This window comes from Streptomyces sp. NRRL S-244 (genome assembly GCF_000717915.1).
Lineage (GTDB): Bacteria > Actinomycetota > Actinomycetes > Streptomycetales > Streptomycetaceae > Streptomyces.
The window spans coordinates 32,734-55,404 of record NZ_JOCX01000004.1 but is presented as its reverse complement, the minus strand read 5'-3'; the positions used below and the strand labels follow the sequence as shown (position 1 = coordinate 55,404).

The window sequence follows — 22,671 nt, the reverse complement described above, 5'->3', positions numbered from 1 at the left end:
TGTTCACCGCCGGTGACCGCACCCGCGGAATTTGATGATGGCACGGCTCAGGGCCCCGAACGGGCGCGAGGGGCGTCCCGATGCCATCACGTGATCAGGCTGTGACCGCTCGTTCGACCAACGACTGCGCGAGTCCGACGAGTTCCCCCCGGTCCGCGACGGCGCCGCTGAGCCAGTGCACACGGGGGTCCCTGCGGAACCAGGAGTCCTGGCGGCGGGCGAACCGCTTGGTGGCCCGCACGGTCTCGGCCCGGGCCTCGTCCTCGGTGCACTCGCCGGCCAGGGCGGCCAGCACCTGCTGGTAGCCGAGCGCCCTGGAAGCGGTGATTCCGTCACGCAGGCCCTGAGCCTCCAGCGTGCGGACCTCGTCGACGAGCCCGGCCTCCCACATCCGGTCCACCCGCAGCGCGATCCGCTCGTCGAGCTCCGGCCGGGCCACGTCCACGCCGATCTGCACGGTCTCGTAGACCGACTCGTGGCCGGGGAGGTTCGCGGTGAACGGCTTCCCGGTGATCTCGATGACCTCAAGGGCGCGGACGATACGGCGGCCGTTGCTCGGCAGGATCGCCTGGGCCGCGGCCGGGTCGGCGGCGGCGAGGCGGGCGTGCAGGGCGCCGGGGCCGCGCAGCGTGACCTCCGCCTCCAGCCGGGCCCGGACCTCCGGGTCGGTGCCGGGGAACTCCATGGCGTCGAGGGCGCCGCGGACGTACAGGCCCGATCCGCCGACGAGGACCGGTGTACGGCCCTGGGCGAGCAGCTTGTCGATCTCGGCGCGGGCCAGGCGCTGGTACTCGGCGACGCTCGCGGTCTCGGTCACGTCCCAGATGTCGAGGAGGTGGTGCGGGACTCCGCCGCGCTCCTCGGTCGTCAGCTTGGCGGTGCCGATGTCCATCCCCCGGTACAGCTGCATGGAATCGGCGTTGACGACTTCGCCGTCGAAATGGCGGGCCAGGGCTACGCCCAGATCGGACTTTCCGGCCGCAGTGGGACCGACGACGGCGATGACCCGCGGAGCGGGGGCTGCATTGCTCACCGACCCAGTTTCGCAGCCCCCGGTCAAGACACCGGCATGTACCCGATCGAGTTACGTGACGGGGTGGTGGCGGGGTCGTTGCCCTGGCGGGGTTCCGCCGGGCGCCCGCCCGGCGGAGGCCGGGCCGCACAAGGCGGAACTTCACCCGCACGAGTAACGTTATGGGAGTAGACATGGGCGTTTTTAGTCGGTTTCGCCGCAAGGCCGCGGAAGCGAGCACGGAGGAGGCCGCGGCCGCGACCCTGACGACGGAGTCCGAGGCCGCGGCCGCCGAGACGGCGGCTGAGGCCGGGAGCGAGGCCGAGCCGGCTGAGTCGGAGGCCGCCGCGTCGGAGGGCGTGGAGATCCCGAAGCAGCAGTCGGCCGAGAAGGCTGCGGACAGCGAGACCGGCGAAGGCGCCCGTACGTAGCTACCGCCACTGGAAGGTGACCCATGGGCCTGCTGGACACGCTGAAGGCCAAGCTCGCACCGGCGAAGGAAAAGGTCGGCGACCTCGCGCACCAGCACGAGGGGAAGATCGGCCAGAATCTCGACAAGATGGCCAAGGCCGTGGACTCCAAGACCAAGGGCAAGTACCACGGCAAGATCGAGACCGGCACGAGCAAGGCGAAGGACGCCCTGGGCAAGATCGCGCACAAGGACGCCCCCGGCGGGCCGACGCCGCCGACGTCTTCCTGACACGGTCAGCGGAAGGGGCGCGGGTTCGGACGAACCCGCGCCCCTTCGTCGTCCGCGCCGGTCAGGACCAGGCGGCGACGAAGTAGCCGACCCCGTACGGGGCGTCCTCGTACAGCAGCCGCCCGTCGAGGCCCGCGCCCTCGGCCGCACCGGCCAGCACCTGCCAGGGCGCCCGGCCGGCCGCCTTGAGCTCGTACGCGAGCTCGGCGTCGAGGCCGGAGAGCGCGGCCACGTCGGCGGCGGCCAGCGCGCGGGCCGCGGCGGCGTCGAAGGCGGCGGCGCGGTCGTCGAGGTAACCGGGGGCCTTCAGGGAGCGGCAGGCGCTGCCGTCGCCCATGACGAGGAGCGCGACGCGCTCCTCGCGCGCGGCGAGTCCCCGGCCGGCCTCCAGGCACCGCGCGGCTTCGAGGGGCTCCCCGACGCCCAGCCCTTCGACGGGGGCGGCGCCCCAGCGGGCGTGCCGCAGGAGCCACGCGCCGACGGCCAGGGACGGCGGCAGCAGGCGCGGCCCCTCCTCGCCGTCCCCGAGCTGTACGCCAGCCTCGACCCCGAAGCCGTGGAAGGTGCCGCGGGAGCCCTGGGGGTAGGGCCCGCGGTGGTCCTGGTCGGCGGCGCCGACGACGACCAGGAGGTCGGGGCGGGATGCGGCGAGCACCGCGAGCGCGTCGGAACAGGCGGTACGGGCGTCCGCGAGCTCGGGGGCGGCCCCGGCGGCGACCTCGGGTACGAGCAGGGGCGGGGCGGGGCACACGGCGGCGGCAACAAGCATGATCCGCACCCTAGCCCCGCGCGGCCGCCCACGGGGCCCCGCCGGGCCACTCCTGCCCGGGGGCGCCGCCCCCGGCCACGCGCGATCCGACCCGCGCACCTCGAACCCACACAAGTCGAACGCCGGCGGGGCCGGTAACGCGGGCGTCAGGAAGACGTCGGCAGGGCGCAGCCCGAAGTCGCCACGGGGAGCGGCGCGGGGACGCCCAGGGTGGGGATGCCCAGCATGACGCCCTGCGGCTGCGCGGGAGCCGCGTTGCGCTTCTCCCAGGCATCGCCCGCACGCGTGCGGCGTACCGACTGCGTCGGGCCCTCCGCCAGGAGGTGGTGCGGGGCCGCGTACGTGATGTCCACCGTCACCACGTCACCCGGACGGACCTCCCCGTCCGGCTTCGTGAAGTGCACCAGCCGGTTGTCGGGCGCCCGGCCGGACAGCCGGTGCGTCGCGCCGTCCTTGCGGCCCTCGCCCTCCGCGACCATGACCTCCAGCGTCCGCCCGACCTGCTTCTTGTTCTCCTCCCAGGAGATCTCCTCCTGGAGGGCGACCAGCCGCATGTACCGCTCCTGGACGACCTCCTTCGGGATCTGCCCGTCCATGTCCGCCGCCGGGGTCCCGGGGCGCTTGGAGTACTGGAAGGTGAACGCGTTCGCGAAGCGCGCCTGGCGCACCGCGTGCATCGTCTGCTCGAAGTCCTCCTCCGTCTCACCGGGGAAGCCCACGATGATGTCGGTGGAGATCGCGGCGTGCGGAATGGCGGCGCGGACCTTCTCGATGATCCCGAGGAAGCGCTCCTGCCGGTACGAGCGGCGCATCGCGCGCAGGATGGTGTCCGAACCGGACTGCATCGGCATGTGCAGCTGCGGCATCACGTTCGGGGTCTCGGCCATCGCCGCGATCACGTCGTCCGTGAAGTCGCGAGGGTGCGGAGAGGTGAACCGGACCCGCTCCAGCCCCTCGATCTGCCCGCACGCCCGCAGCAGCTTCGAGAACGCCTCCCGGTCCCCGAGGTCGGACCCGTACGCGTTCACGTTCTGCCCGAGCAGGGTGATCTCGGAGACGCCCTCGGCGACCAGGGCCTCCACCTCGGCGAGGATGTCGCCGGGCCGCCGGTCCTCCTCCTTGCCCCGCAGCGCCGGGACGATGCAGAAGGTGCAGGTGTTGTTGCAGCCGACGGAGATCGAAACCCACGCGGCGTACGCGGACTCGCGCCGCGTCGGCAGCGTGGAGGGGAACGCCTCCAACGACTCGGCGATCTCGACCTGCGCCTCTTCCTGGACGCGGGCGCGCTCCAGGAGCACGGGCAGCTTGCCGATGTTGTGCGTGCCGAAGACCACATCGACCCAGGGGGCCCGCTGGACGATCGTGTCGCGGTCCTTCTGCGCGAGGCAGCCGCCGACGGCGATCTGCATGCCGGGGCGCTTGGTCTTCATCGGGGCGAGACGGCCGAGGTTGCCGTACAGCTTGTTGTCGGCGTTCTCCCGCACGGCGCAGGTGTTGAACACCACGACGTCGGCATCGCCATCGGAACCCTCGGGCGCCCGCGTGTAGCCCGCGCCCTCCAGCAGACCGGACAGCCGCTCGGAGTCGTGCACGTTCATCTGGCACCCGTAGGTGCGCACCTCGTATGTTCCCTTGACGTCCACTGCCGTGCTCCGGTCGCTGCTGCTGGTCATGCAACAAGGGTAGGCGGTGCCCGGAACCGCTCCGGCCCCTCCCGCCCTCCTCCCCCGGCCCCTCCGCCGCGGGCGGGCCGTGACAGCGGCCCCCGCACGGTGGCAGGATCGCCGCATGGCTCACGTACCGCCCCGCATCCGCAGGCGCACCGCCCTGTGGGGGCTGGTGGCCGTACTGGCGGTGCTCGGGCTGCTCACCTGGTGGCTGAGACCCTTCGGGGAGCCGGAGCTCAAGGGCGGTCTGACCTTCAGCACGGGGGTCCGCACCGGCGTCTACCACCGCTACGGCCAGCTGCTGGAGCAGGCCCTGGCCCGGGACATGCCCGGCGTGAAGGTGGCGCTGCAGCCCAGCGAAGGCTCGCAGGAGAACCTCCGCCGGGTGGCCACCGGGAAGGCCGACTTCACCATCGCGACCGCGGACGCGGTCTCCAAGTACCGGGTCGACGGAAAGCCGGGCGCCGAGCAGCTGCGCGGCGTGGCACGCCTCTACGACGACTACGTACAGCTCGTGGTGCCGGCCGGTTCGAGCGTGCAGTCGGCGCGGGACCTGAAGGGCAAGCGGGTCGCGATCGGCCAGCCGGGATCCGGTGTGCGGCTGGTCTCCGAGCGGCTGCTGACGGCGGCCAAGCTGGACCCGGCGCGGGACATCACCCCGGTGTCGATCGGCATCGACACCATGCCGGCGGAGCTGGAGGCCGGCCGGATCGACGCCTTCTTCTGGTCCGGCGGTCTGCCGACGCAGGCGGTGCGCGAGCTGTCGGAGCGGTACGACATCCGGCTCGTGCAGCTCGGCGACCTGGTGGAGTCGCTCCAGGCGAGCGGGACCCCGGCCCGGTACTACCGGGCTGCGGTGATGCCGCAGGACGCGTACACGCGGGCCCGGAACACCTCCTCGGTGGCGACCCTGGCCGTGCCGAACCTGCTGGTCACGACCGAGGAGACGGACCCGGAGCTGACCGAGCAGTTCACGCGCACGGTGATCGCCAGCCGCGACACCATCGGGCACGAGGTGCACGCCGCGCAGCTGGTGGACCTGCGGACGGCGATCTACACGGACCCCTTGGACCTGCACGAAGGCGCGCAGCGGTACTACCGGTCGGTCAAGCCGTAGACCCCAGGACTGGGGTGGGGCCGCTCACCCGCCCGGGAGCAGCATCACCGCCGCCGCGGCCGCCCCGATCAGCCCCGCGTGCGTCCCCAGGGCCGCCGGGACGACCCTCAGCCCGCTCACGAAGGACAGCGTGGCGTAGTCGGCCAGGTGCGCGCGGATCGGCGCGAAGAGCGTGTCCCCCGACGTGGCGACGCCCCCGCCGATGACCGCGATGTCCGTCTCGACCAGCGTCGCGGTGGCGGCGATGGCCGCGGCCAGAGCCCGCCCCGCACGGTCGAAGGCGGCCACGGCGACGGGGTCCCCGGCCTCGGCGGCCACGGCCACGCCCGCAGCCGAGGCGTCCCCGCCGGGGCCTGCCGGGGTCCAGCCCTGGGCGCGGGCCCAGCGGGCGATGGCGGTACCGGACGCGATGGACTCCACGCACCCGCGGCTCCCGCAGACACACGGCTCACCGTCGAAAGCCACGCTGATGTGGCCGATGTGACCCGCGTTGCCCGTGGGGCCCGGGTGGAGTCGGTTGTTCAGGATCAGCCCGCCGCCCACCCCCGTGGAAACCACCATGCACAGGGCGTTCGCGTGCCCCCGCGCCGCGCCCAGCCAGTGTTCGGCGGCGGTCATCGCCACGCCGTCGCCGGCGAGCACGGTCGGCAGGGCCGCTCCGTGCCGGGCCAGTTCGGCCTCGACCCGGGCCTGGATCGGGAACTGGCGCCACGCCCCGATGTTCACCGGGCTCACCGTGCCGCGCGAGGTGTCCACGGGGCCCGCGCTGCCGATGCCGCAGCGGACCGCCGAGAGCCACAGCGGGGAGAGCGCCAGCTCCGCGACGACCTCGGCGACGGCAGCGAAGACCCCGTCGCCGTCCGCGCCGCGCGGCGTCGGGCGGCGGGTGGTGGCCGTCATCGTGCCGTCGGGGTGCACCAGCGCGCCGGCGATCTTCGTACCGCCGATGTCGATGGCCACCGTCAGACCGGCGGCCTGCTCCACGGCCGCCGCAGGGGCAGGGGCATCGACAGCGGTATCGACAGCGGCCTGCGGTGCGGGCACGTCGGAGGTGGGACTCGTCACGGAAGCGGCTCCAGGAAGGGGTCGGAATCAGTATGCGGCCGTCGGCGGGGCCGTACTCTCCCGGGGCTCCAGCCGCGGCTGCTCGCTCTCCCGGGCCCGGGGCGGGCTCCCGGCGAGCACGGCGAGCAGCTCCTCGGCGGCGAGCCGGCCGAACCCCGCGGTGTCGCGTACGAGCGCGGTGAGCCGGGGGTGGGTGACCCGGCACAGCGCCGAATCGTCCCAGGCGACCATGGAGATCCGGCCGGGGACCGCGATGCCCAGCTCGGCGGCGACGGCGATGCCGGCCACCGCCATCACGTCGTTGTCGTAGACGAGCGCGGTCGGCGGTTCGGGCTCGGCGAGGACCCGGCGGGTGGCGGCCGCCCCCTCGGCGTCGGAGTAGTCGGTGACCACCGACCGCACGTGCTCCGGGTCGAGCCCGCGCGCCTCGGCCTCGGCGCGCAGCGAGGCCATGCGGCGGGCGGTGTGGGCGAGGCCGGGCAGCCCGGCGATGTGGGCGATCCGCCGGTGGCCCAGCCCGTACAGGTGCTCCACGACCTGGGCCATGGCCCGGGCGTCGTCGGCCCAGACGGAAGACAAGGACAACGCCCCGCTCCCGTCCGTCTCGCCCGTCTCGCCCGTCCCGCTCACTCCGCCCGTCCCGCTCGCCCCGCTCGCCCCGCTCGCCCCGCCGATCATCACGGCCGGGAGGCCGAGCCGCGCGAGGAGCTCCGGCCGCGGGTCGTCCGTACGCGGGTCCACGACGAGGACCCCGTCCACGCGCCGCTCGGCCCACCAGCGGCGGTACACGGCGCATTCGGCGTCGATGCCGTCCACGACCTGGAAGAGCAGCGCGACCCGGCCCGCGGAGAGCACCTCCTGGATGCCGGAGACCAGTTGGAGGAAGAAGGACTCGACGCCGAGGGTCTGCGCGGGCCGGGCGAGCACCAGCCCGACCGCGCCGGAGCGCTCACCGGACAGGGCCCGCGCCGCGCTGTTGGGCTGCCAGCCGAGTTCCTCGGCGACCCGGCGGATCCGGGCGCGGGTGTCCTGGGAGACGCCGGGCCGGTCGTTGAGGGCGAAGGACACGGCGCTCTCGGACACCCCGGCCCGCCGGGCGATGTCCTTGATGGTGGGTCGACGCGCCATGGCCAGCCTGCCTGTTCTGCGCCCCCGAGGGGCCGTTCTCATCGCTGTCCGCTGTCCATTTCCGGACACTTTCCCGCACCCTAGCTAAACCGCATTAGTTGCACCAGCCCGAGAGGCCGGAACCCTTCTGCCAACGGGACTGAAGCGCATAAGTTCCGGCGCCGGAGGCCCTGTTGACTAACACCACGACACCCGGCATTTTGTGTGCCGCCGGCGCATTTCCGAGACCTTCCGAGAACTCACGCGAACTCCAGGACGGACGCCCCATGCACGACGAACTCACCCCTCGTCCGCTCCGTTTCGGCGCCAACTACACCCCGTCCCGCGGCTGGTTCCACCACTGGCTCGACTTCGACCTCGACGACGTCAGGGCCGACCTCGACTCCGTCGCCGCGCTCGGGCTGGACCACGTGAGGGTCTTCCCGCTGTGGCCGGTGTTCCAGCCGAACCGGACGCTCATCCGGCCGCGCGCCGTCGAGCAGCTCGTCGCGCTCGCCGACGCGGCCGCCGAGCGCGGGCTCGACGTCAACGTGGACGGCCTGCAAGGGCACTTGTCGAGCTTCGACTTCCTGCCGGCCTGGACCGGGACCTGGCACCGGCGGAACATCTTCACCGACCCGGACGTCGTCGCCGCGCAGGAGGAGTACCTGCGCACGCTGGCCGCCGCCCTCGCCGACCGGCCCAACTTCCTCGGCATGACCGTCGGCAACGAGATCAACCAGTTCTCCGGCGCCCCCCATCCGGACCCGGACCGGATCACCCGGGAGCAGGCCGGGCGCTGGCTGGAGCGGATGCTCGCCGCGTGCGAGAAGGGCGCCCCGGGCCGGTTCCACGTGCACGCCGAGTACGACGCCGCCTGGTACCAGGACGGGCATCCCTTCACCCCGGCCCAGGCGGCCCGGCTGGGCGCGGCCACGGCCGTGCACTCCTGGGTGTTCAACGGCACCGCGCAGCGCCACGGCCGCACCGGCACGGCGACCGAGCACCACGCCGCGTACCTGGTCGAGCTGGCGAAGGCCTGGGCGGGCGATCCGCACCGGCCGGTGTGGCTCCAGGAGGTCGGGGCGCCCGCGCCGCTGGTCCCGGCGGAGCACGCGGCCGCGTTCACCGAGGCGACCGTGGCGAACGTGCTGGACTGCCCGGACCTGTGGGGCGTGACCTGGTGGTGCTCGCACGACGTGTCCCGGGAGCTCGCGGACTTCCCGGAGCTGGAGTACGGGCTCGGCCTGCTCACCAACGACCGCAGGGCCAAGCCGGCCGGGACGGCCGTCGCCCGGATCGCCGCGCAGTGGCGGGGCCGGGAACACCACCCGGCCGTACGGTCCACCGCGCTGGCCGTGGACGTCGGCGGGGCGCAGGCCGCGCCGAAGCGCTCGGTGTGCGCCCCGGGCGGCGCCTTCTTCGAGGCCTGGGCCGCGCTCACGGCCCAGGGGGTCCGCCCCGCGGTGGTCCTGGCGGAGCGCGCCGGGGACCCCGCCCATCTGTCGGCGCGCGGCATCACGGAGGTGCTGCGCGTACCGGACGTCACCTGACCACCCGCACCTTGACCATGCGTCACCCGTCACCTCTCACCCCTCACCCGCCCCCCTCACCGAGGAGCCCGCATGTCCCGGACCGACAACGGCGCCGATCCTCGCACCACCCGTTCGTTGCGCACGGCGCCGCCGACCCGCCGCGGCGTCCTCGCCGCAGGCGCCGGGGCGGGAGCCGCCGCGCTGCTCGGCGCCACCGGCGCGGCCACCGAAGCCCAGGCCGCCCCGGCCCCCGCCCCCACGCCCGCCGCCGCTCCGGCATCCCCCGCCGACCTGTCCCCGTACGCCTCCTACTGGTTCCCCGACTCCCTCCCCCACGGCGCCCCCGGCCCCGGCATCACCTGGCGCTCCCTCAAGCAGTGGGCCCCCGAGGCCGATCCGGACCTCGCGTACAACACCGCGACCGTGCCCCTCGCGCCCCGCTTCACCCCCGTGCCCCCGAACGCGGGCGCCCGCAGGGGCCAGGCCCGGATCTCCTCGCTCGTCTCGTTCGGGCCGACCGCCCAGAACCCCTCCCAGGGCTCCGCGACCGCCGACCACTACGCGCTGACGCACTGGGCGTACCTCGACGAGCTGGTGTTCTGGGGCGGCTCCTCCGGCGAGGGCATCGTGCTCGCCCCGAACGCGCCCGTCGTCGACGCCGCCCACCGCCACGGCGTCCCGGTGCTCGGCAACATCTTCCTGCCGCCCGTCGCGTACGGCGGCGACCTCCAGTGGACCCGGGACCTCGTCCAGCGGGACGCCCTCGGCCGGTTCCCGATCGCCGAGAAGCTCGTACAGGTGGCGCGGACGTACGGGTTCGACGGCTGGTTCGTGAACGCCGAGACCGACGGCGGGGACAGCTCGCTCGCCGCCCGGATGCGGGAGTTCCTGCGCGCCCTGCGGGCGGCCGGGGCCCCGTACGGCCTGCGGATCACCTGGTACGACGCCATGAACAGCACCGGCCGGGTCGGCTGGCAGGGGGCGCTCAACCAGCTCAACCAGGAGTTCTTCGAGGACCGGGCGGGCCGCGTCGCGGACACGGTGTTCGTCGACTTCCGCTGGACCCCGCAGACCCTGGCCGACTCCGCGGCGCTCGCCGGCCGGCTGGGCCGCTCCCGCCACGAGCTGTGGGCGGCCCTCGACATGGAGTCCAACGGCTGGAATTCCAACGTCCGTTGGGATGCGATCATCCCCCGCGACCGCGACCACGTCGTCAGCTTCGGCTTCTACCGCCCCGAATGGACCCGCAACCACCTCACCGACCGCTCCCCCGGCGCCTTCCACCGCGCCGACGACCGGTTCTGGACCGGCGAGTCCCTCGACCCGGCCCACCCCGCGCCCGAGGGCACCTGGCGGGCGCCCGCCACCGCCGTCGCGGACCGGTCCACCATCACCGCGCTGCCCTTCGCCTGCGCCTTCAACACCGGGCACGGGGAGCGCTGGTACGAGGACGGCAAGGTCACCTCCGACACCCCGTGGAACCACCTCGGGCTCCAGGACCGGCTCCCGGGCCGCCGCTGGGTCGTCGAGACCTCCGGAGCGCGCCCGTCCGTCACCCTGGACTTCGCGAAGGCCTGGCGCGGCGGCTCCAGCCTCCTCGTGTCCGGGCCCCTGAGCGCTCCTGCCGTCATCGGGCTGCACTGCACCCGGTTGCCCCTGACCGGCTCCACCGCCTTGGAGCTGGTGCACGCCACCGAGGCGGGCTCGGTCACCGTCGAGGTCGGCGTGGCCACGCGCGAGCCGGCCGCCCCGGGCGAGCCCGTCCCGTACACCTGGCTGAAGGCGCCGGTCCAGGGCTCCGGCCAGGGCGGCTGGCGCACCTCCCGGGTCGGGCTCCCGGCCCTGGCGGGCAGAACCGCGTACGGCCTTGCCGTACGGATCACGGCCAGGGGGAACAGAGCGGTGTCCTGGCGGCTCGGCGCCTTGTCGGTACGCGACGACACCGCGCGGCGGCGCCCGGCGGCTCCGAGCGCGCTGACGGTGGACGCCTCGGCCCAGCAGGACGGCAAGGCCTCCGTCCGCCTCTCCTGGCGCCGGGCGGCGGGGCCGGTCCGGCACTACGAGCTGTACCGGCTGCTCCCGGACGGCGCCCGCCGCTTCCTCGGCGGCACCTGCGGCACGGCCCTGCACCTCCCGGCCGTCAACCGCGCCGGCCGGGAGCCCGCGGCCGCCTTCGAGGTCCGGGCCGTGGACGAGCTGTACGCGGCCTCAGCCCCGGCCGGAACCACGCTCCCCTGGAGCTGACGCTCCCCGGGGCCCCCGGCCCCCGGCCCCCGGCTTTCAGACGGTGTGCGGATCGCTGCGCGGGACGGCCACCGTCACCCGCAGCCCGTGCGGCGGGTTCTTCTCGTACGCGAGGGACCCGCCGCCCGCGGCGAGCAGCGCCCGGGAGATCGACAGGCCGAGGCCGGAGCCCTTGACGTTCTGGTGGCGGCCGCTGCGCCAGAACCGGTCGCCGACGCGGAGCAGCTCCTCGTCGGTCAGCCCGGGGCCGCGGTCGGCGACGACGACGTGCACGAAGGGCCCGGCCGGGGCGACGGACACCTCGACCTCCTCACCCTCCGGGGTGAACTTGAGGGCGTTGTCGATCACTGCGTCGAGGGCGCTGGAGAGCGCGATGGGGTCGGCCCAGCCCGTGACCGCGGTACGGCCCGTCTCGGTGAGCCGTACGCCCTTCTCCTCGGCGTACGGGCGCCAGGAGGCCACCCGCTCCGCGGTCAGCCCGGCGATGTCGGTGAGGGTGAGCTCGGCCGAGGTGTGCTCGGCCAGCGCCAGGTCCAGCAGATCGTCCAGGACCTGGGTCAGGCGCTTGCCCTCGGTCCGCACGGAGGCGATCTCCTCGTTTCCCTCGGGCAGTTCGAGGGCGAGCAGCTCGATCCGCAGGAGCAGCGCCGCGAGCGGGTTGCGCAGCTGGTGGGAGGCGTCGGCGACGAACGCCCGCTGCTGCTCCAGGACCTCTTCCACGTTGTCGGCCATCTCGTTGAACGAATGGGCCAGGCGTTGGAGTTCCGGGGGCCCGCCGGCCGCCGCGACCCGGGAGTTCATCCGTCCGGTGGCGATGCCGTGGGCGGCCGCGTCGAGGGTGCGGACGGGCTTGAGCACCCAGCGGGTGAGCACGAGGGCGGCGCCGAAGGCCACGAGCATCGCGGCGGCGAGTCCGGCGATGATGATCAGCCAGCCGTCCAGGATGCGGGCCCGCATCTGGTCGGTGGGCGATTCGGTGACGACGACCGCCACGACGTCGCCGTCGAGGACGACCGGGGAGGCGACGAGCAGCTTGCCGTGGGTCTGCCAGGGCCACACCTGGGCGGGGTCGTGGCTGCGGCGCCCGGCGAGGGCCTCCCCGAAGGCGCGGCGCCCCTCGCCCTTCTCCGGGAGCTCCCACCAGCCGGGCGCGCGGGCCATGGCGTTGTCGTCGCGCAGGAAGATGCCGACGCGGATGCCGTACAGCTGCTGGTAGCGGGCCAGTTCCAGCTGGAGGGTCTCCAGGCGCTCGGTGGACCCGGTGGACCCGGAGCTCTCGGCGTCGATGACGAACTGGGCGAGGGCGGCGAAGCGGGCGCTGTCGTCGATCCGGTCGACGACCACGCGCTGCTGCTGCCCTGCGGCCAGGCTCACGGCGAGCGGGAAGCCGAGGGCGAGCAGCACGCCCGCCATGAGGACGACGAGCAGGGGGAGCAGGCGGGCGCGCACGGCGGGGCCCCGCTAGGGCGCGGCCGGGGTGACGAGCCGGTAGCCCACCCCGCGGACGGTCTCGATGAGCGCGGGCATGCGCAGCTTGGAGCGCAGCGAGGCGACGTGGACCTCCAGGGTCCGCCCGGTCCCCTCCCAGCTGGTGCGCCACACCTCGCTGATGATCTGCTCGCGCCGGAAGACGACGCCGGGGCGCTGCGCGAGCAGGGCCAGCAGGTCGAACTCCTTGCGGGTGAGGGGTACGTCGGTGCCGTCCACGCTGACCCGGCGGGTGGGCAGTTCGATGCTGACCGGGCCGAGCCGGACCACGCCGGGGGCGCCCGTCCCGGTGGCGGAGGCCTCCTCGGAGGCTCCGGTGCGCCGGGCGACGGCGTGGATGCGTGCGAGGAGTTCACCCGTGTCGTACGGCTTGACGACGTAGTCGTCGGCGCCCATGTTGAGGCCGTGGATGCGGGAGCGTACGTCGCCGCGCGCGGTCACCATGATGACGGGCGTCGAGGTGCGCTTGCGGATCTTGCCGCACACCTCGTACCCGTCCTGATCGGGCAGGCCGAGGTCCAGCAGGACGACGCCGAAGGGGGGAGCCCCCGCGGGCAGCAGGGCCTGGAGGGCCTCCTCGCCGCTGCGGGCGTGGGTCACCTGGAACCCGTGCCGGGCGAGGATCGCGGACAGGGCGGCGGCGACGTGGTCGTCGTCCTCGACGAGCAGCAGTCTCATTGCGTCCCCCTTTCCTGTTTTCCTGATCAGGGCCCGCGGTCAGGGCCACCCTGCATCCACGCCGATGAAGAGGCCCACGTCAAGGGGGTTCCGCTCCGGCGCGTCTTCCGTTATGCACCCGGTACGGGCGAGCGGGCCCGGCAGCCGCGGTGCGCACGGAGCGTATCGGAGCGAGGCCGTTTCGTTATGCTCAATTCTCCCTCAGATGTAATGACGGTGTGCGCAGGACGTCACTACTGTCCTCCCAACCGAGGAGGACGGAGCAAGAAGCCGATGAGCGGAGTATCAGTGACCAAGGACGTGCAGGATGCGGTCCCGGCCGCGGACGACCTGGTCGTACTGAGCAACGTCAACAAGCACTTCGGCGCGCTGCACGTGCTTCAGGACATCGATCTGAGCATTGCCCGCGGTGAGGTCGTCGTCGTGATCGGTCCCTCGGGATCGGGCAAGTCCACGCTGTGCCGGACCATCAACCGCCTGGAGACGATCGACTCGGGCACCATCACGGTCGACGGCAAGGAACTGCCGTCGGAGGGACGCGAACTGGCCCGGCTGCGTGCCGATGTGGGCATGGTGTTCCAGTCCTTCAACCTGTTCGCGCACAAGACGGTGCTGCAGAACGTGATGCTGGGTCAGCTCAAGGTCCGCAAGACGGACTCGGCAGCCGCGCTCGAGAAGGCCAAGTCCCTGCTGGACCGGGTGGGTGTCGGCTCGCAGGCCGACAAGTACCCGGCGCAGCTGTCCGGCGGCCAGCAGCAGCGCGTGGCGATCGCCCGCGCGCTGGCGATGGACCCGAAGGTGATGCTGTTCGACGAGCCGACCTCGGCGCTCGACCCGGAAATGATCAACGAGGTGCTGGAGGTCATGCAGCAGCTCGCCCGGGAGGGCATGACGATGGTGGTCGTCACGCACGAGATGGGCTTCGCCCGGTCCGCCGCCAATCGGGTCGTCTTCATGGCCGACGGAAAGATCGTCGAAGAGGCCGCACCCGAGCAGTTCTTCAGCAACCCGCGCAGTGACCGCGCGAAGGACTTCCTTTCGAAGATCCTGCACCACTGACGGTCTTGTCTGGTAGTGATCCCCTGGCGGCTCAGAGCACGCGTGTCGCTCGTCGTCCAACAACGTCTCATCCGAGGGAAGTTCACCATGAAGGTTTTCAAGGCCGGTGCGGCCGCAGCCGTTGCCGCAGTCCTCGCCCTGACGGCGACCGCCTGCGGCGGCAGCAGCGACAAGGCGAGCGGTGACGGCGGCGCGTCCGGTGGCGCCAAGGACAAGATCGTCATCGGCATCAAGTTCGACCAGCCCGGTCTGGGCCTCAAGACCCCGGACGGCAAGTTCACGGGCTTCGACGTGGACGTGGCAACCTACGTCGCCAAGGAGCTCGGCTACCAGCCCGACCAGATCGAGTTCAAGCAGGCCGTCAGCGCCGAGCGCGAGAACCTGATCTCGAACGGTGACGTGAAGCTGGTCGTAGCGACCTACACGATCAACGACAAGCGCAAGGCGAAGGTCGACTTCGCCGGCCCGTACTTCCTGGCCCACCAGGACCTGCTGGTCCGCGCCGACGAGACCTCGATCACCAAGGCCGAGGACCTGAACAAGAAGAAGCTCTGCTCGGTCACCGGCTCCACGTCGGCGCAGAACGTCAAGACCAAGCTGGCCCCCGAGGCCGACCTGCTGGAGCAGGGCGGCTACTCCGAGTGCCTCACCGGCCTGGAGAACAAGTCCGTCGACGCCCTGACCACGGACAACTCGATCCTGGCCGGCTACGCCGCGCAGGAGAAGAACAAGGGCAAGTTCAAGCTCGTCGGCCTGAAGCTGAGCGACGAGCCCTACGGCATCGGCCTGAAGAAGGGCGACAAGGACCTCCAGACGAAGGTCAACGCCGCCCTGAAGAAGATGGTCGAGGACGGCTCCTGGCAGAAGGCCGTGGACAAGAACCTCGGCCCCGCCAACTACAAGGCCGAGCCGGCCCCGCAGATCACCGAAGGCAGCTGATTTCCCGGTGAGGGGTGCCGCCGCCCGCCTGCTACGGGCGGCGGCACCCCTCACCGGCCATCCTGGGGAGAGCGCAGGGCAACGTGTTCGACTTTCTTGATTCCGGGCAGTACGACGTGCTCGGAGCCTTCTGGGTGACGGTTCAGCTCACCCTCTATTCGGCGGCCGGATCACTGGTCTGGGGCACCGTCCTGGCCGGGATGCGGGTCAGCCCGGTCCCGCTGATGCGGGCCTTCGGCACGGCGTACGTCGACATCGTGCGCAACATTCCGCTGACCGTCCTGATCATCGGCTGCTCGCTGGGTCTGAACCAGACCCTCGGCGTCACGCTCGGCGGCGGCACGTTCAAGGAGATCGGGTTCCGGCTCGCGGTCCTCGGCTTCATCGCCTACACCGGCACCTTCGTCTGTGAGGCGATCCGCTCGGGCATCAACACGGTGCCCGTGGGTCAGGCCGAAGCCGCCCGAGCGCTGGGCCTGAGCTTCTTCCAGGTGCTCACTCTGATCGTGCTCCCCCAGGCCTTCCGGGCGGTCATCGCGCCGCTCACCAACGTACTGATCGCCCTCACCAAGAACACCACGGTGGCGGCGGCCATCGGCGTGGCCGAAGCGGCCCTGCTGATGAAGGAAATGATCGAGAACGAGGCGGACGCGCTCTTCGCGGTCTTCGGGATCTTCGCCCTCGGCTTCGTCGTGCTGACCCTGCCCACCGGCCTGCTCCTGGGCTGGGTGGCCAAGCGAGTGGCGGTGAAGCGATGAGCTCCGTGCTGTACGACACCCCGGGCCCCAAGGCCAAGGCGCGCAACTGGATATACACGGCCGTCTTCCTCGTGCTGGTCGGATTGGTCCTGTGGTGGGTGCTCGGCGCCATGGCCGACAAGGGCCAGCTCGACGCCGACAAGTGGAGCCCGTTCGTCACCGACGACCAGGTCTGGACGACGTACCTGCTGCCGGGACTCGGCGAGACGCTGAAGGCCGGGCTCATCGCCATGGTCATCGCACTGCCGCTGGGCGCGCTCCTCGGCATCGGCCGACTCTCCGACCACCGGTGGGTACGGATCCCCGTGGGCGCCTGGGTCGAGTTCTTCCGTGCCATCCCGGTGCTGATGCTCATGCTGTTCGGCTCCGCGCTGTACGTGCGCTACAGCGCCGTCAGCTCCGAGCTGCGGCCGCTGTACGCGGTGGTCACCGGCCTGGTCCTGTACAACTCCGCGGTCATCGCCGAGATCGTCGTCGCCGGCATCCAGTCGCTGCCCCGCGGCCAGACCGACGCGGCCAAGGCGATCGGCATGCGCAAGGGCCAGATCATGGCGCACGTCCTGATCCCGCAGGCCGTCACCGCCATGCTGCCCGCGCTGGTCAGCCAGCTCGTGGTGATCCTCAAGGACACCGCGATCGGCGGTGCGGTACTGGGTCTGGCCGAGCTGCTGTCGATGAACCGGCAGATCTCGGCGAACTACAGCAACACCATCCCGACCCTCGTCGTGATCGCACTGATCTTCATCTTGGTGAACTTCGCGCTCACCACCTTCGCCTCCTGGCTCGAAGGACGGCTGCGGAAGTCGAAGAAGGGCACCGGCGCTGTCGTCGCCGGGGACGTGGCCGAGGTCGACGCGGGCGGCGCGGCCGGCGTGGGCGAGGCTCCCTGACGGCTCTCCCCCGGCTCGGGCGCCTGACGCCCGGTCAGTACACTTGTGTGACACCTGTGGTGCGGCGGAACTCATCCGCCGCACCACACGGCGTTGGCGGGGCCGGGTGTCACTTGACGCAGGCACCTCCAGTGGGTTGCATACGTTCTGTGATCACATACCGGACATCGGGAGCCGCATCATGGACCCGGTGATCGTCGTCGGCGCGGGGCCCGTCGGACTGTCCCTGGCGCTGGCCCTGGCCGGCTCGGGCGTGCCCACCGTCGTGCTCGACGAGGGACCCGGCAAGGACCTGCCCCGGCCGGCCCGTACGGTCGTCCTGCACGCCGACACCGCCGCCATGGCGCAGCGGCTGGGCTGTACGACGCTGCGCGACGAGGGCGCGTACTACGCCGCCTGGCGCACCATGCGGCGCGCCCGCGACACCCGGCGGACCACCTTCGAGGACGGACCGGCCCCGGCCCCCCTGCACGTGCCGCAGCACGCCCTCGCGCGCGGGCTGCGCGACGCCGCGGGCGCGCATCCGCTGGTCCAGCTGGTCACCGACAGCAAACTGGACTCCCTGGAACAGGACGGCCGCGGCGTCACCGCGCACACCCGGGGCGCCGAAACCACGTGGTGGCGCGGGAGTTACCTGGTCGGCTGCGACGGGGCCCGCTCCACCGTCCGCAAACTGCTCGGCATCCGCTTCCCGGGCCGCACCGCCGTCGAACGGCACGCCGTGGCCGCGCTGCGCACCGAACTCCCCTGGCCCGGCGAGGCCCTGCTGCACCGCGACCCGCCGCACGAGACCACCGCCCGGCCGCTGCCCGACGGGGTGTGGCGGCTGGACTGGCTGCTCCCGGCCCGCGGGGAGCTGGTCACCCCCGATGCGCTGGTGACCCTCGTACGGGACAGCCTGGCGGGGTGGTGCGGGGGCAGCACGCCCCCGTACGACCTCCTCGACACCGGGGTCCACACGCTGCACCACCGGCTGGCCCGGAGCTGGCGCGACGGCCGGGCCTTCCTCGCCGGGGACGCCGCCCACCTGCTGGGCGCGCTCGGCACGCAGGGGGTCGAGGAGGGGCTCCGGGACGCCGAGAACCTGGCGTGGAAGCTCTCCCTCGCCTGGCACCAGGGCGCCTCCGAGGCCCTGCTCGACAGCTACGAGGAAGAACGGCGCACGGCGGTCGCGGCCCGGCTGCGCGCCGCCGACCAGTCGATGCCGGTGCTCCGCGGCGGGGGCGGGCTGCGGACCCTGCTGCCGGGCTCCGCCCGCGCCGGCGAACTCCTGCTCACCGACGGTCACCTGGGGCGGGGCCCGCTCGGCGCGGAGCCCTCGTACGCCCCTCCGGTGGCCGTGCGCGAGGTACCGACCGACACCGATCCGGGCGGCCCCGTGGCGAACGTCCCGGTGACCGCGCCCGACGGGTCGACGGTGCCGCTGCGCGACCTGCTGGGGCGGGGCCGGCTGCTGGTGGTCCTGGTCGCCCCGGGCACCGGGGTCTGGGACCGGCGGCACTGGCTGGGCGCCGGGCTGATGCCGCGGCTCGCGGCGGCGGTGAGCGCCCTGCCGGTCCGTACCGAACTGCTGGTCGCGGACGGCTACCCGGGGGCTCCTGCCCACACCGTCCTGCTGGTCAGGCCGGACGGGCACCTGGCGGCGACCTTCGCGGGCGTGCGGCCCGCGGAGCTGTACGAGGCGGCGGACACGGTCCGGTGCGGGGCACCCGAAAGCGCTCGCGCCGCGCTCGGCCCTTCCTCGACGACGCCTACGACACCGACACATCCAGCCGTGATCGATTGACCGGTCTCCGGTCCGCGTGCTTCACTCGCGAACATGACCGGCAACGACGTACGCCTGTGGCGGAGGGTCCATATGGACCTGCTCCGCTACGCGGGCTGCGTGTGTCGTCCTTCCTGCTGATTCGCCTCCCCCGCGCGCTCCGCGCGCACTTTCGCGAACCCCCAGGACGGTCACGCCCCCATGTCTGCGCCCCTTGCACCCGGTGCATCCACTGCGCCCCTCGCACCTCCGCACGCCCCCGTACGCGCCTCCGCCCGTACGGTGACGGCGGCGGAACTCCTCGACTTCGCCCTGCGCACCGCCGCCGACCCGGCGGTCATCGACTCCCTCCCCCTCGATCCCGAGGGCCGGACCTGGATCCGCCTGGACGGGCCGGGCGGCAGTGAGGCCTGGGTGATCGGCTGGCCGCCGGGCACCGGCACCGGCTGGCACGACCACGCCGAGTCCCAGGGCGCGTTCGCCACCGCCCGCGGCCACCTGAGGGAGCACTCCCTGGCGGTCCGGCTCCCCTCGGAGGGCTGGCGGAGCCTGGAACTCGCCCCGGACCTGGACCGCAGCCGAGGCCTGGGGGCGGGAACGGGCCGGGCCTTCGGGGAGCACCACGTCCACGAGGTGCTCAACGAGTCGGAGACGGAGCACGCGGTGTCGGTGCACGCGTACCACCCGCCGCTGCCCCTGATCCGCCGCTTCAGCCGCACCGGCCAGGTGCTCAGGCTGGAGCAGGTCGAGCGCCCGGCGGACTGGCAGTGAGCGCCCCGGTCGGCATCGACGACCTGCTGGAACGGGTCCGGTCCACGTACGCGCGGATCGAGCCGGCGCAGGCGTACGCGGCGTTCCGCGCGGGCGACGCCCTGCTGGTGGACATCCGCTACCAGGCGCTGCGCGAGCAGGACGGCCTGATCCCGGGTGCGCTGGTGGTCGAGCGCAATGAACTGGAGTGGCGCCTGGACCCCCAGGGCTCCCACCGCGCCCCCGAAGCCACCTCGCACGACCTCCGGGTGGTGGTGATCTGCAACGAGGGCTACGCCTCCACCCTGGCCGCGGCCTCCCTCCACGCCCTGGGCCTCCGCAGAGCCACGGACCTGACGGGCGGCTTCCAGGCCTGGAAGTCCGCCAGCCTCCCGGTGAGCCCGTCGGGCGCTTGAGGGCCGGGCCCGGGGCCCCACCGCTTCGGCGGCGAGGCCCCGGGCCACGGACGGCGGCGGGCCACGGACGGCGGCGGGCCATGGACGGCCCCGGGCCACACACGGCGGCGGGCCACACACGGCGGCGGGCCGCTACCGCGACGTGGCCACCTCGACCGGCGGCACCCGAAGCGCAACCCGCCCCGGCAGGGCGGTCGCGGCGAGCGCCAGCAGCCCCGCCACACCCACCACCCCCACGTACACCACCGGCAGCACCGCCGGCGCCGCGGCCCCCGTCATCCCCACGCTGAACGCGGTCAGCACGGCCAGCGCGATCCCCGACCCCAGCACGGCCCCGATCAGCACCACCGCCAGCGCCTCCGTCCGCAGCATCCGCAGCACCTGCCGCCGCTTCGCCCCCGCCAGCCTCAGCATCGCGAACTCCCGCAGCCGCTCCGACGTGGACATCGCCAGCGTGTTGACCACCGCGATCGCGGTGAAGGCCAGTACCAGCCCCATCGCCAGCAGGTTGATCTCGGCCCCCGACTGCTGCCGCTCGGCCCGCGCCTCGTCCGCGTCCGGCGCCGACAGCACCCCGACCCCCGGGAACCCGCCGACCGCCGCGGCCAGCTGCTCCCGCCCGGTCCCCGGCTCCGCCGCCACCAGCACGCTGCTCGCCAGCGGGTTGTCCACGTGCGCCGCGACGAGATCGTGTGGCAGCGTCAGGTCGCCGAAGCCCAGCCCCCGCGCGTACACGGCGGCGACGGTCAGGGTGACCGGGGTCCCGTCGCCCAGCGCCAGCCGGAGCGGGCTCCCGGGCTTCAGCCCCAGCTGACCGGCGGCCAGTTCGCTGACCGCCACGCTCTTCTCGCCGAAGCCGTCCAGGCTCCCGCTCGTCACACCCGGGTCCCAGGTCCGGGTCAGGCCGGCCGGGGTGACCCCCTGCGCGCCGTACTTCGTCAGCCCCACCCGTACGGACGTGTGCACGATCTCGGTGGCCGCCGTGACCCCGCGGGTCCTGCGGATCCGCTCCGCGGCGCCGCCGGTGACACCCGGACCCTGCGCGGCCAGCACCCAGCCGGCCCGGACCCCGTCGCGGGCCTGCGCCCGGGCGGCGTTGCCCAGCGTCGGCGTGATGAACAGGACGGTGCAGGTCATGCCGATCAGCAGCGCGAGCGGGGTGACGGCGGAGGCCATCCGGGTGGCGTTGCCGCGCAGGTTCGCGGTGGCCAGGTGCCCGCCCGGGCCGGCCAGCCGCAGCGGCCCGGCGAGCAGCGCGGTCGCGCCCCGGACCAGCAGCGGGCCGAGCAGCGAGACCGCCCCGGCGAACACGACGACCGCGAGGAAGGTCACCGGGGTCGACGCCGACTCGGTACGCAGCGCACTGAGTACGGCGACCAGCACCACTCCGCCGGCCAGCAGCAGCACCCCGATCGCGATCCGGATCCACGCGGGCCGCCCCCGCTCCACGGCGGCTTCGGCGAGCGCCTCGGCCGGCCGGATCCGGGCGATCCGCCGCCCCGTGATCCGGGCCGCGGCCCAGGCTCCGAGCAGGCTCGCGCCGACGGCGGCGAGCATCGGGAAGATCCCGGCGGTGCGCTCCAGGTGGGCGGGGACGACCCCGCTCGCGACGAACCGGCCGTGCAGCCAGGCGGCGAGCGGGAGTCCGGCCAGTGCCCCCGCGACACCGGCGGCCAGGCCCACGACCAGGGCCTCGCGGCCGATCATGCGGCGCAGCTGCCCGGGCGTGGCGGCGATGGCCCGCAGCAGGGCGAGCTCGCGGTAGCGCTGCTGGACGGAGAGGGCGAAGGTGCCGACGACCACGAGGATCGCGACGAGCAGCGAGGTGCCGCCCATGGCCCCGCCCATGGAGACCAGCTTGATGCGTGCGCCGGCCGCGTCGAGGAACTCCACGGGCCCGCGTGCGTCGCCCGCGGCGACCTGCGCGCCACTGCCCCCGACGGAACCCGCGAGTGCCTGCCGGATGCGCCCGGCCAGCTCGCCGGGGTCGGTCCCGGGCGCCGGGAGTACCCCGATGGTGGTGACCTGGCCGTCTCGGGCGGCCAGCCGCTGCGCCTCGGCGTCGCCGAAGAACAGCGCGTTCTGCCGGGCGAGATCGCCGCGGGCGGTCCGCGCGATCCCGCTCACGGTGTACGTCTTCGGCTCACCGGTGGCCTGCACCGTGAGGGGGGCGCCGGGCTTCAGCCCTGCGCGCCCGGCCAGTTCGCGGTCGACGACGACCTCGTCGCCGCCCCGGGGGGCGCGGCCCTCGGCGAGCGTGAAGGGGGTGAGCGCGGCGGAGGTCCAGGCGTGCCCGTACGAGGGCTTCGCGCCGCCGGGGGCCTTGACCAGCGGGACGGCCTGGAAGCTGAGCTCCGGCACGGCCCGCTCGACGCCCGGCACGGACCGGACCGTGTCCACGGTGGCGGCCGGGAGCCAGGCCCGCTCGGCGACGGGCTTGGCCTTGTGCTTCGTCTTGGCCTTCTGCGCATCGCCCTTCTTCGCCTTGACCGTGGTCTGGTGCACGTTCTGGTCGGCGGAGACGACGACCGGGGTGGCCGCGTAGCGCTCGGTGGCGATCTTTCCGCGGAGTCCGGTTTCCAGGAGCGTGCCGCAGGCGGTGATGAGGGCGGCCGCACACAGCAGTGCGACGAAGGCGCCGAGGAAGCCGGCCTTGCGGTCCCTGACGGTCTGGAGGGCGTAACGCAGCATCATGCCGGCAACTCTGCCGCC

At 73.2% G+C, this 22,671-nt stretch carries 21 protein-coding genes; 13 read left to right on the top strand and 8 right to left on the bottom strand.

The window, feature by feature from the left end:
- Positions 1-94: 94 nt before the first annotated feature.
- Complete coding sequence (gene miaA, locus IF02_RS0106320; RefSeq protein WP_030154268.1) at positions 95-1,033, bottom strand: tRNA (adenosine(37)-N6)-dimethylallyltransferase MiaA; 939 nt, start codon at positions 1,031-1,033, stop codon at positions 95-97.
- A gap of 173 nt (positions 1,034-1,206) precedes the next feature.
- On the opposite strand from miaA, the gene IF02_RS0106315 reads away from it, so the two are divergent.
- The gene (locus IF02_RS0106315) at positions 1,207-1,443 is read left to right on the top strand and encodes a hypothetical protein (protein WP_030154267.1); all 237 of its coding nucleotides are present in this window, start codon (positions 1,207-1,209) and stop codon (positions 1,441-1,443) included.
- 23 nt (positions 1,444-1,466) lie between these two features.
- Complete coding sequence (locus IF02_RS0106310) at positions 1,467-1,712, top strand: antitoxin (protein ID WP_030154266.1); 246 nt, start codon at positions 1,467-1,469, stop codon at positions 1,710-1,712.
- Between the two features lie 61 nt (positions 1,713-1,773).
- Here IF02_RS0106310 and IF02_RS0106305 read toward each other — a convergent pair whose 3' ends face one another.
- Together IF02_RS0106305 and miaB are read right to left on the bottom strand one after the other, a co-directional pair.
- Positions 1,774-2,481: a class III extradiol dioxygenase subunit B-like domain-containing protein gene (locus IF02_RS0106305; protein ID WP_030154265.1), complete on the bottom strand. Its 708-nt coding sequence runs from the start codon at positions 2,479-2,481 to the stop codon at positions 1,774-1,776.
- A gap of 146 nt (positions 2,482-2,627) precedes the next feature.
- Positions 2,628-4,154, bottom strand: coding sequence for a tRNA (N6-isopentenyl adenosine(37)-C2)-methylthiotransferase MiaB (miaB, locus tag IF02_RS0106300; protein ID WP_030154264.1), 1,527 nt, complete (start codon positions 4,152-4,154; stop codon positions 2,628-2,630).
- A 115-nt stretch (positions 4,155-4,269) separates the two neighbouring features.
- On the opposite strand from miaB, the gene IF02_RS0106295 reads away from it, so the two are divergent.
- Positions 4,270-5,265, top strand: a complete 996-nt coding sequence (locus tag IF02_RS0106295; RefSeq protein ID WP_030154263.1) for a TAXI family TRAP transporter solute-binding subunit — start codon at positions 4,270-4,272, stop codon at positions 5,263-5,265.
- 24 nt (positions 5,266-5,289) lie between these two features.
- On the opposite strand, the gene IF02_RS0106290 is transcribed toward IF02_RS0106295, so the two are convergent.
- Entirely contained in the window at positions 5,290-6,231 is a 942-nt protein-coding gene (locus IF02_RS0106290; RefSeq protein ID WP_030154262.1) for an ROK family protein, read from the bottom strand.
- A 126-nt stretch (positions 6,232-6,357) separates the two neighbouring features.
- Positions 6,358-7,458, bottom strand: coding sequence for a LacI family DNA-binding transcriptional regulator (locus tag IF02_RS0106285; protein ID WP_030154261.1), 1,101 nt, complete (start codon positions 7,456-7,458; stop codon positions 6,358-6,360).
- A gap of 266 nt (positions 7,459-7,724) precedes the next feature.
- Between IF02_RS0106285 and IF02_RS0106280 the strand changes: the two genes are divergently transcribed.
- Positions 7,725-8,990 carry a glycoside hydrolase 5 family protein gene (locus tag IF02_RS0106280; protein ID WP_030154260.1) on the top strand — a complete coding sequence of 422 codons (1,266 nt, stop codon included), beginning with the start codon at positions 7,725-7,727 and terminating at the stop codon, positions 8,988-8,990.
- Positions 8,991-9,062: 72 nt separating this feature from the next.
- Entirely contained in the window at positions 9,063-11,216 is a 2,154-nt protein-coding gene (locus IF02_RS0106275; protein WP_051695900.1) for an endo-beta-N-acetylglucosaminidase, read from the top strand.
- Positions 11,217-11,252: 36 nt separating this feature from the next.
- Here the strand turns inward: IF02_RS0106275 and IF02_RS0106270 are convergent, their stop codons facing one another.
- Positions 11,253-12,665, bottom strand: coding sequence for a sensor histidine kinase (locus IF02_RS0106270; RefSeq protein ID WP_030154258.1), 1,413 nt, complete (start codon positions 12,663-12,665; stop codon positions 11,253-11,255).
- A 12-nt stretch (positions 12,666-12,677) separates the two neighbouring features.
- Positions 12,678-13,382, bottom strand: coding sequence for a response regulator transcription factor (locus tag IF02_RS0106265; RefSeq protein ID WP_030154257.1), 705 nt, complete (start codon positions 13,380-13,382; stop codon positions 12,678-12,680).
- A gap of 273 nt (positions 13,383-13,655) precedes the next feature.
- On the opposite strand from IF02_RS0106265, the gene IF02_RS0106260 reads away from it, so the two are divergent.
- The 8 genes from IF02_RS0106260 (at position 13,656) to IF02_RS0106230 (ending at position 19,959) form a co-directional block, all read left to right on the top strand.
- Positions 13,656-14,441 carry an amino acid ABC transporter ATP-binding protein gene (locus IF02_RS0106260; protein ID WP_030154256.1) on the top strand — a complete coding sequence of 262 codons (786 nt, stop codon included), beginning with the start codon at positions 13,656-13,658 and terminating at the stop codon, positions 14,439-14,441.
- Between the two features lie 87 nt (positions 14,442-14,528).
- The gene (locus IF02_RS0106255) at positions 14,529-15,380 is read left to right on the top strand and encodes a glutamate ABC transporter substrate-binding protein (protein WP_030154255.1); all 852 of its coding nucleotides are present in this window, start codon (positions 14,529-14,531) and stop codon (positions 15,378-15,380) included.
- An 83-nt stretch (positions 15,381-15,463) separates the two neighbouring features.
- Positions 15,464-16,138, top strand: coding sequence for an amino acid ABC transporter permease (locus tag IF02_RS0106250; protein ID WP_030154254.1), 675 nt, complete (start codon positions 15,464-15,466; stop codon positions 16,136-16,138).
- Entirely contained in the window at positions 16,135-17,028 is an 894-nt protein-coding gene (locus IF02_RS0106245; protein ID WP_030154253.1) for an amino acid ABC transporter permease, read from the top strand. The genes IF02_RS0106250 and IF02_RS0106245 overlap by 4 nt, the downstream gene beginning before the upstream one ends.
- Before the next feature lie 181 nt (positions 17,029-17,209).
- A complete protein-coding gene (locus tag IF02_RS0106240) occupies positions 17,210-18,814 on the top strand; it encodes an FAD-dependent oxidoreductase (RefSeq protein WP_051695898.1) in 1,605 nt (534 codons plus the stop codon).
- A 33-nt stretch (positions 18,815-18,847) separates the two neighbouring features.
- Positions 18,848-18,934: a putative leader peptide gene (locus IF02_RS36190; protein ID WP_311318651.1), complete on the top strand. Its 87-nt coding sequence runs from the start codon at positions 18,848-18,850 to the stop codon at positions 18,932-18,934.
- A 60-nt stretch (positions 18,935-18,994) separates the two neighbouring features.
- Positions 18,995-19,564: a cysteine dioxygenase gene (locus tag IF02_RS0106235; protein ID WP_030154251.1), complete on the top strand. Its 570-nt coding sequence runs from the start codon at positions 18,995-18,997 to the stop codon at positions 19,562-19,564.
- Positions 19,555-19,959 (top strand): rhodanese-like domain-containing protein, encoded by a 405-nt coding sequence (locus IF02_RS0106230; RefSeq protein ID WP_030154250.1) that lies wholly within the window; start codon positions 19,555-19,557, stop codon positions 19,957-19,959. The genes IF02_RS0106235 and IF02_RS0106230 overlap by 10 nt, the downstream gene beginning before the upstream one ends.
- A 132-nt stretch (positions 19,960-20,091) precedes the next feature.
- Here the strand turns inward: IF02_RS0106230 and IF02_RS0106225 are convergent, their stop codons facing one another.
- Complete coding sequence (locus IF02_RS0106225; protein WP_030154249.1) at positions 20,092-22,653, bottom strand: FtsX-like permease family protein; 2,562 nt, start codon at positions 22,651-22,653, stop codon at positions 20,092-20,094.
- Between the last annotated feature and the right edge of the window lie 18 nt (positions 22,654-22,671).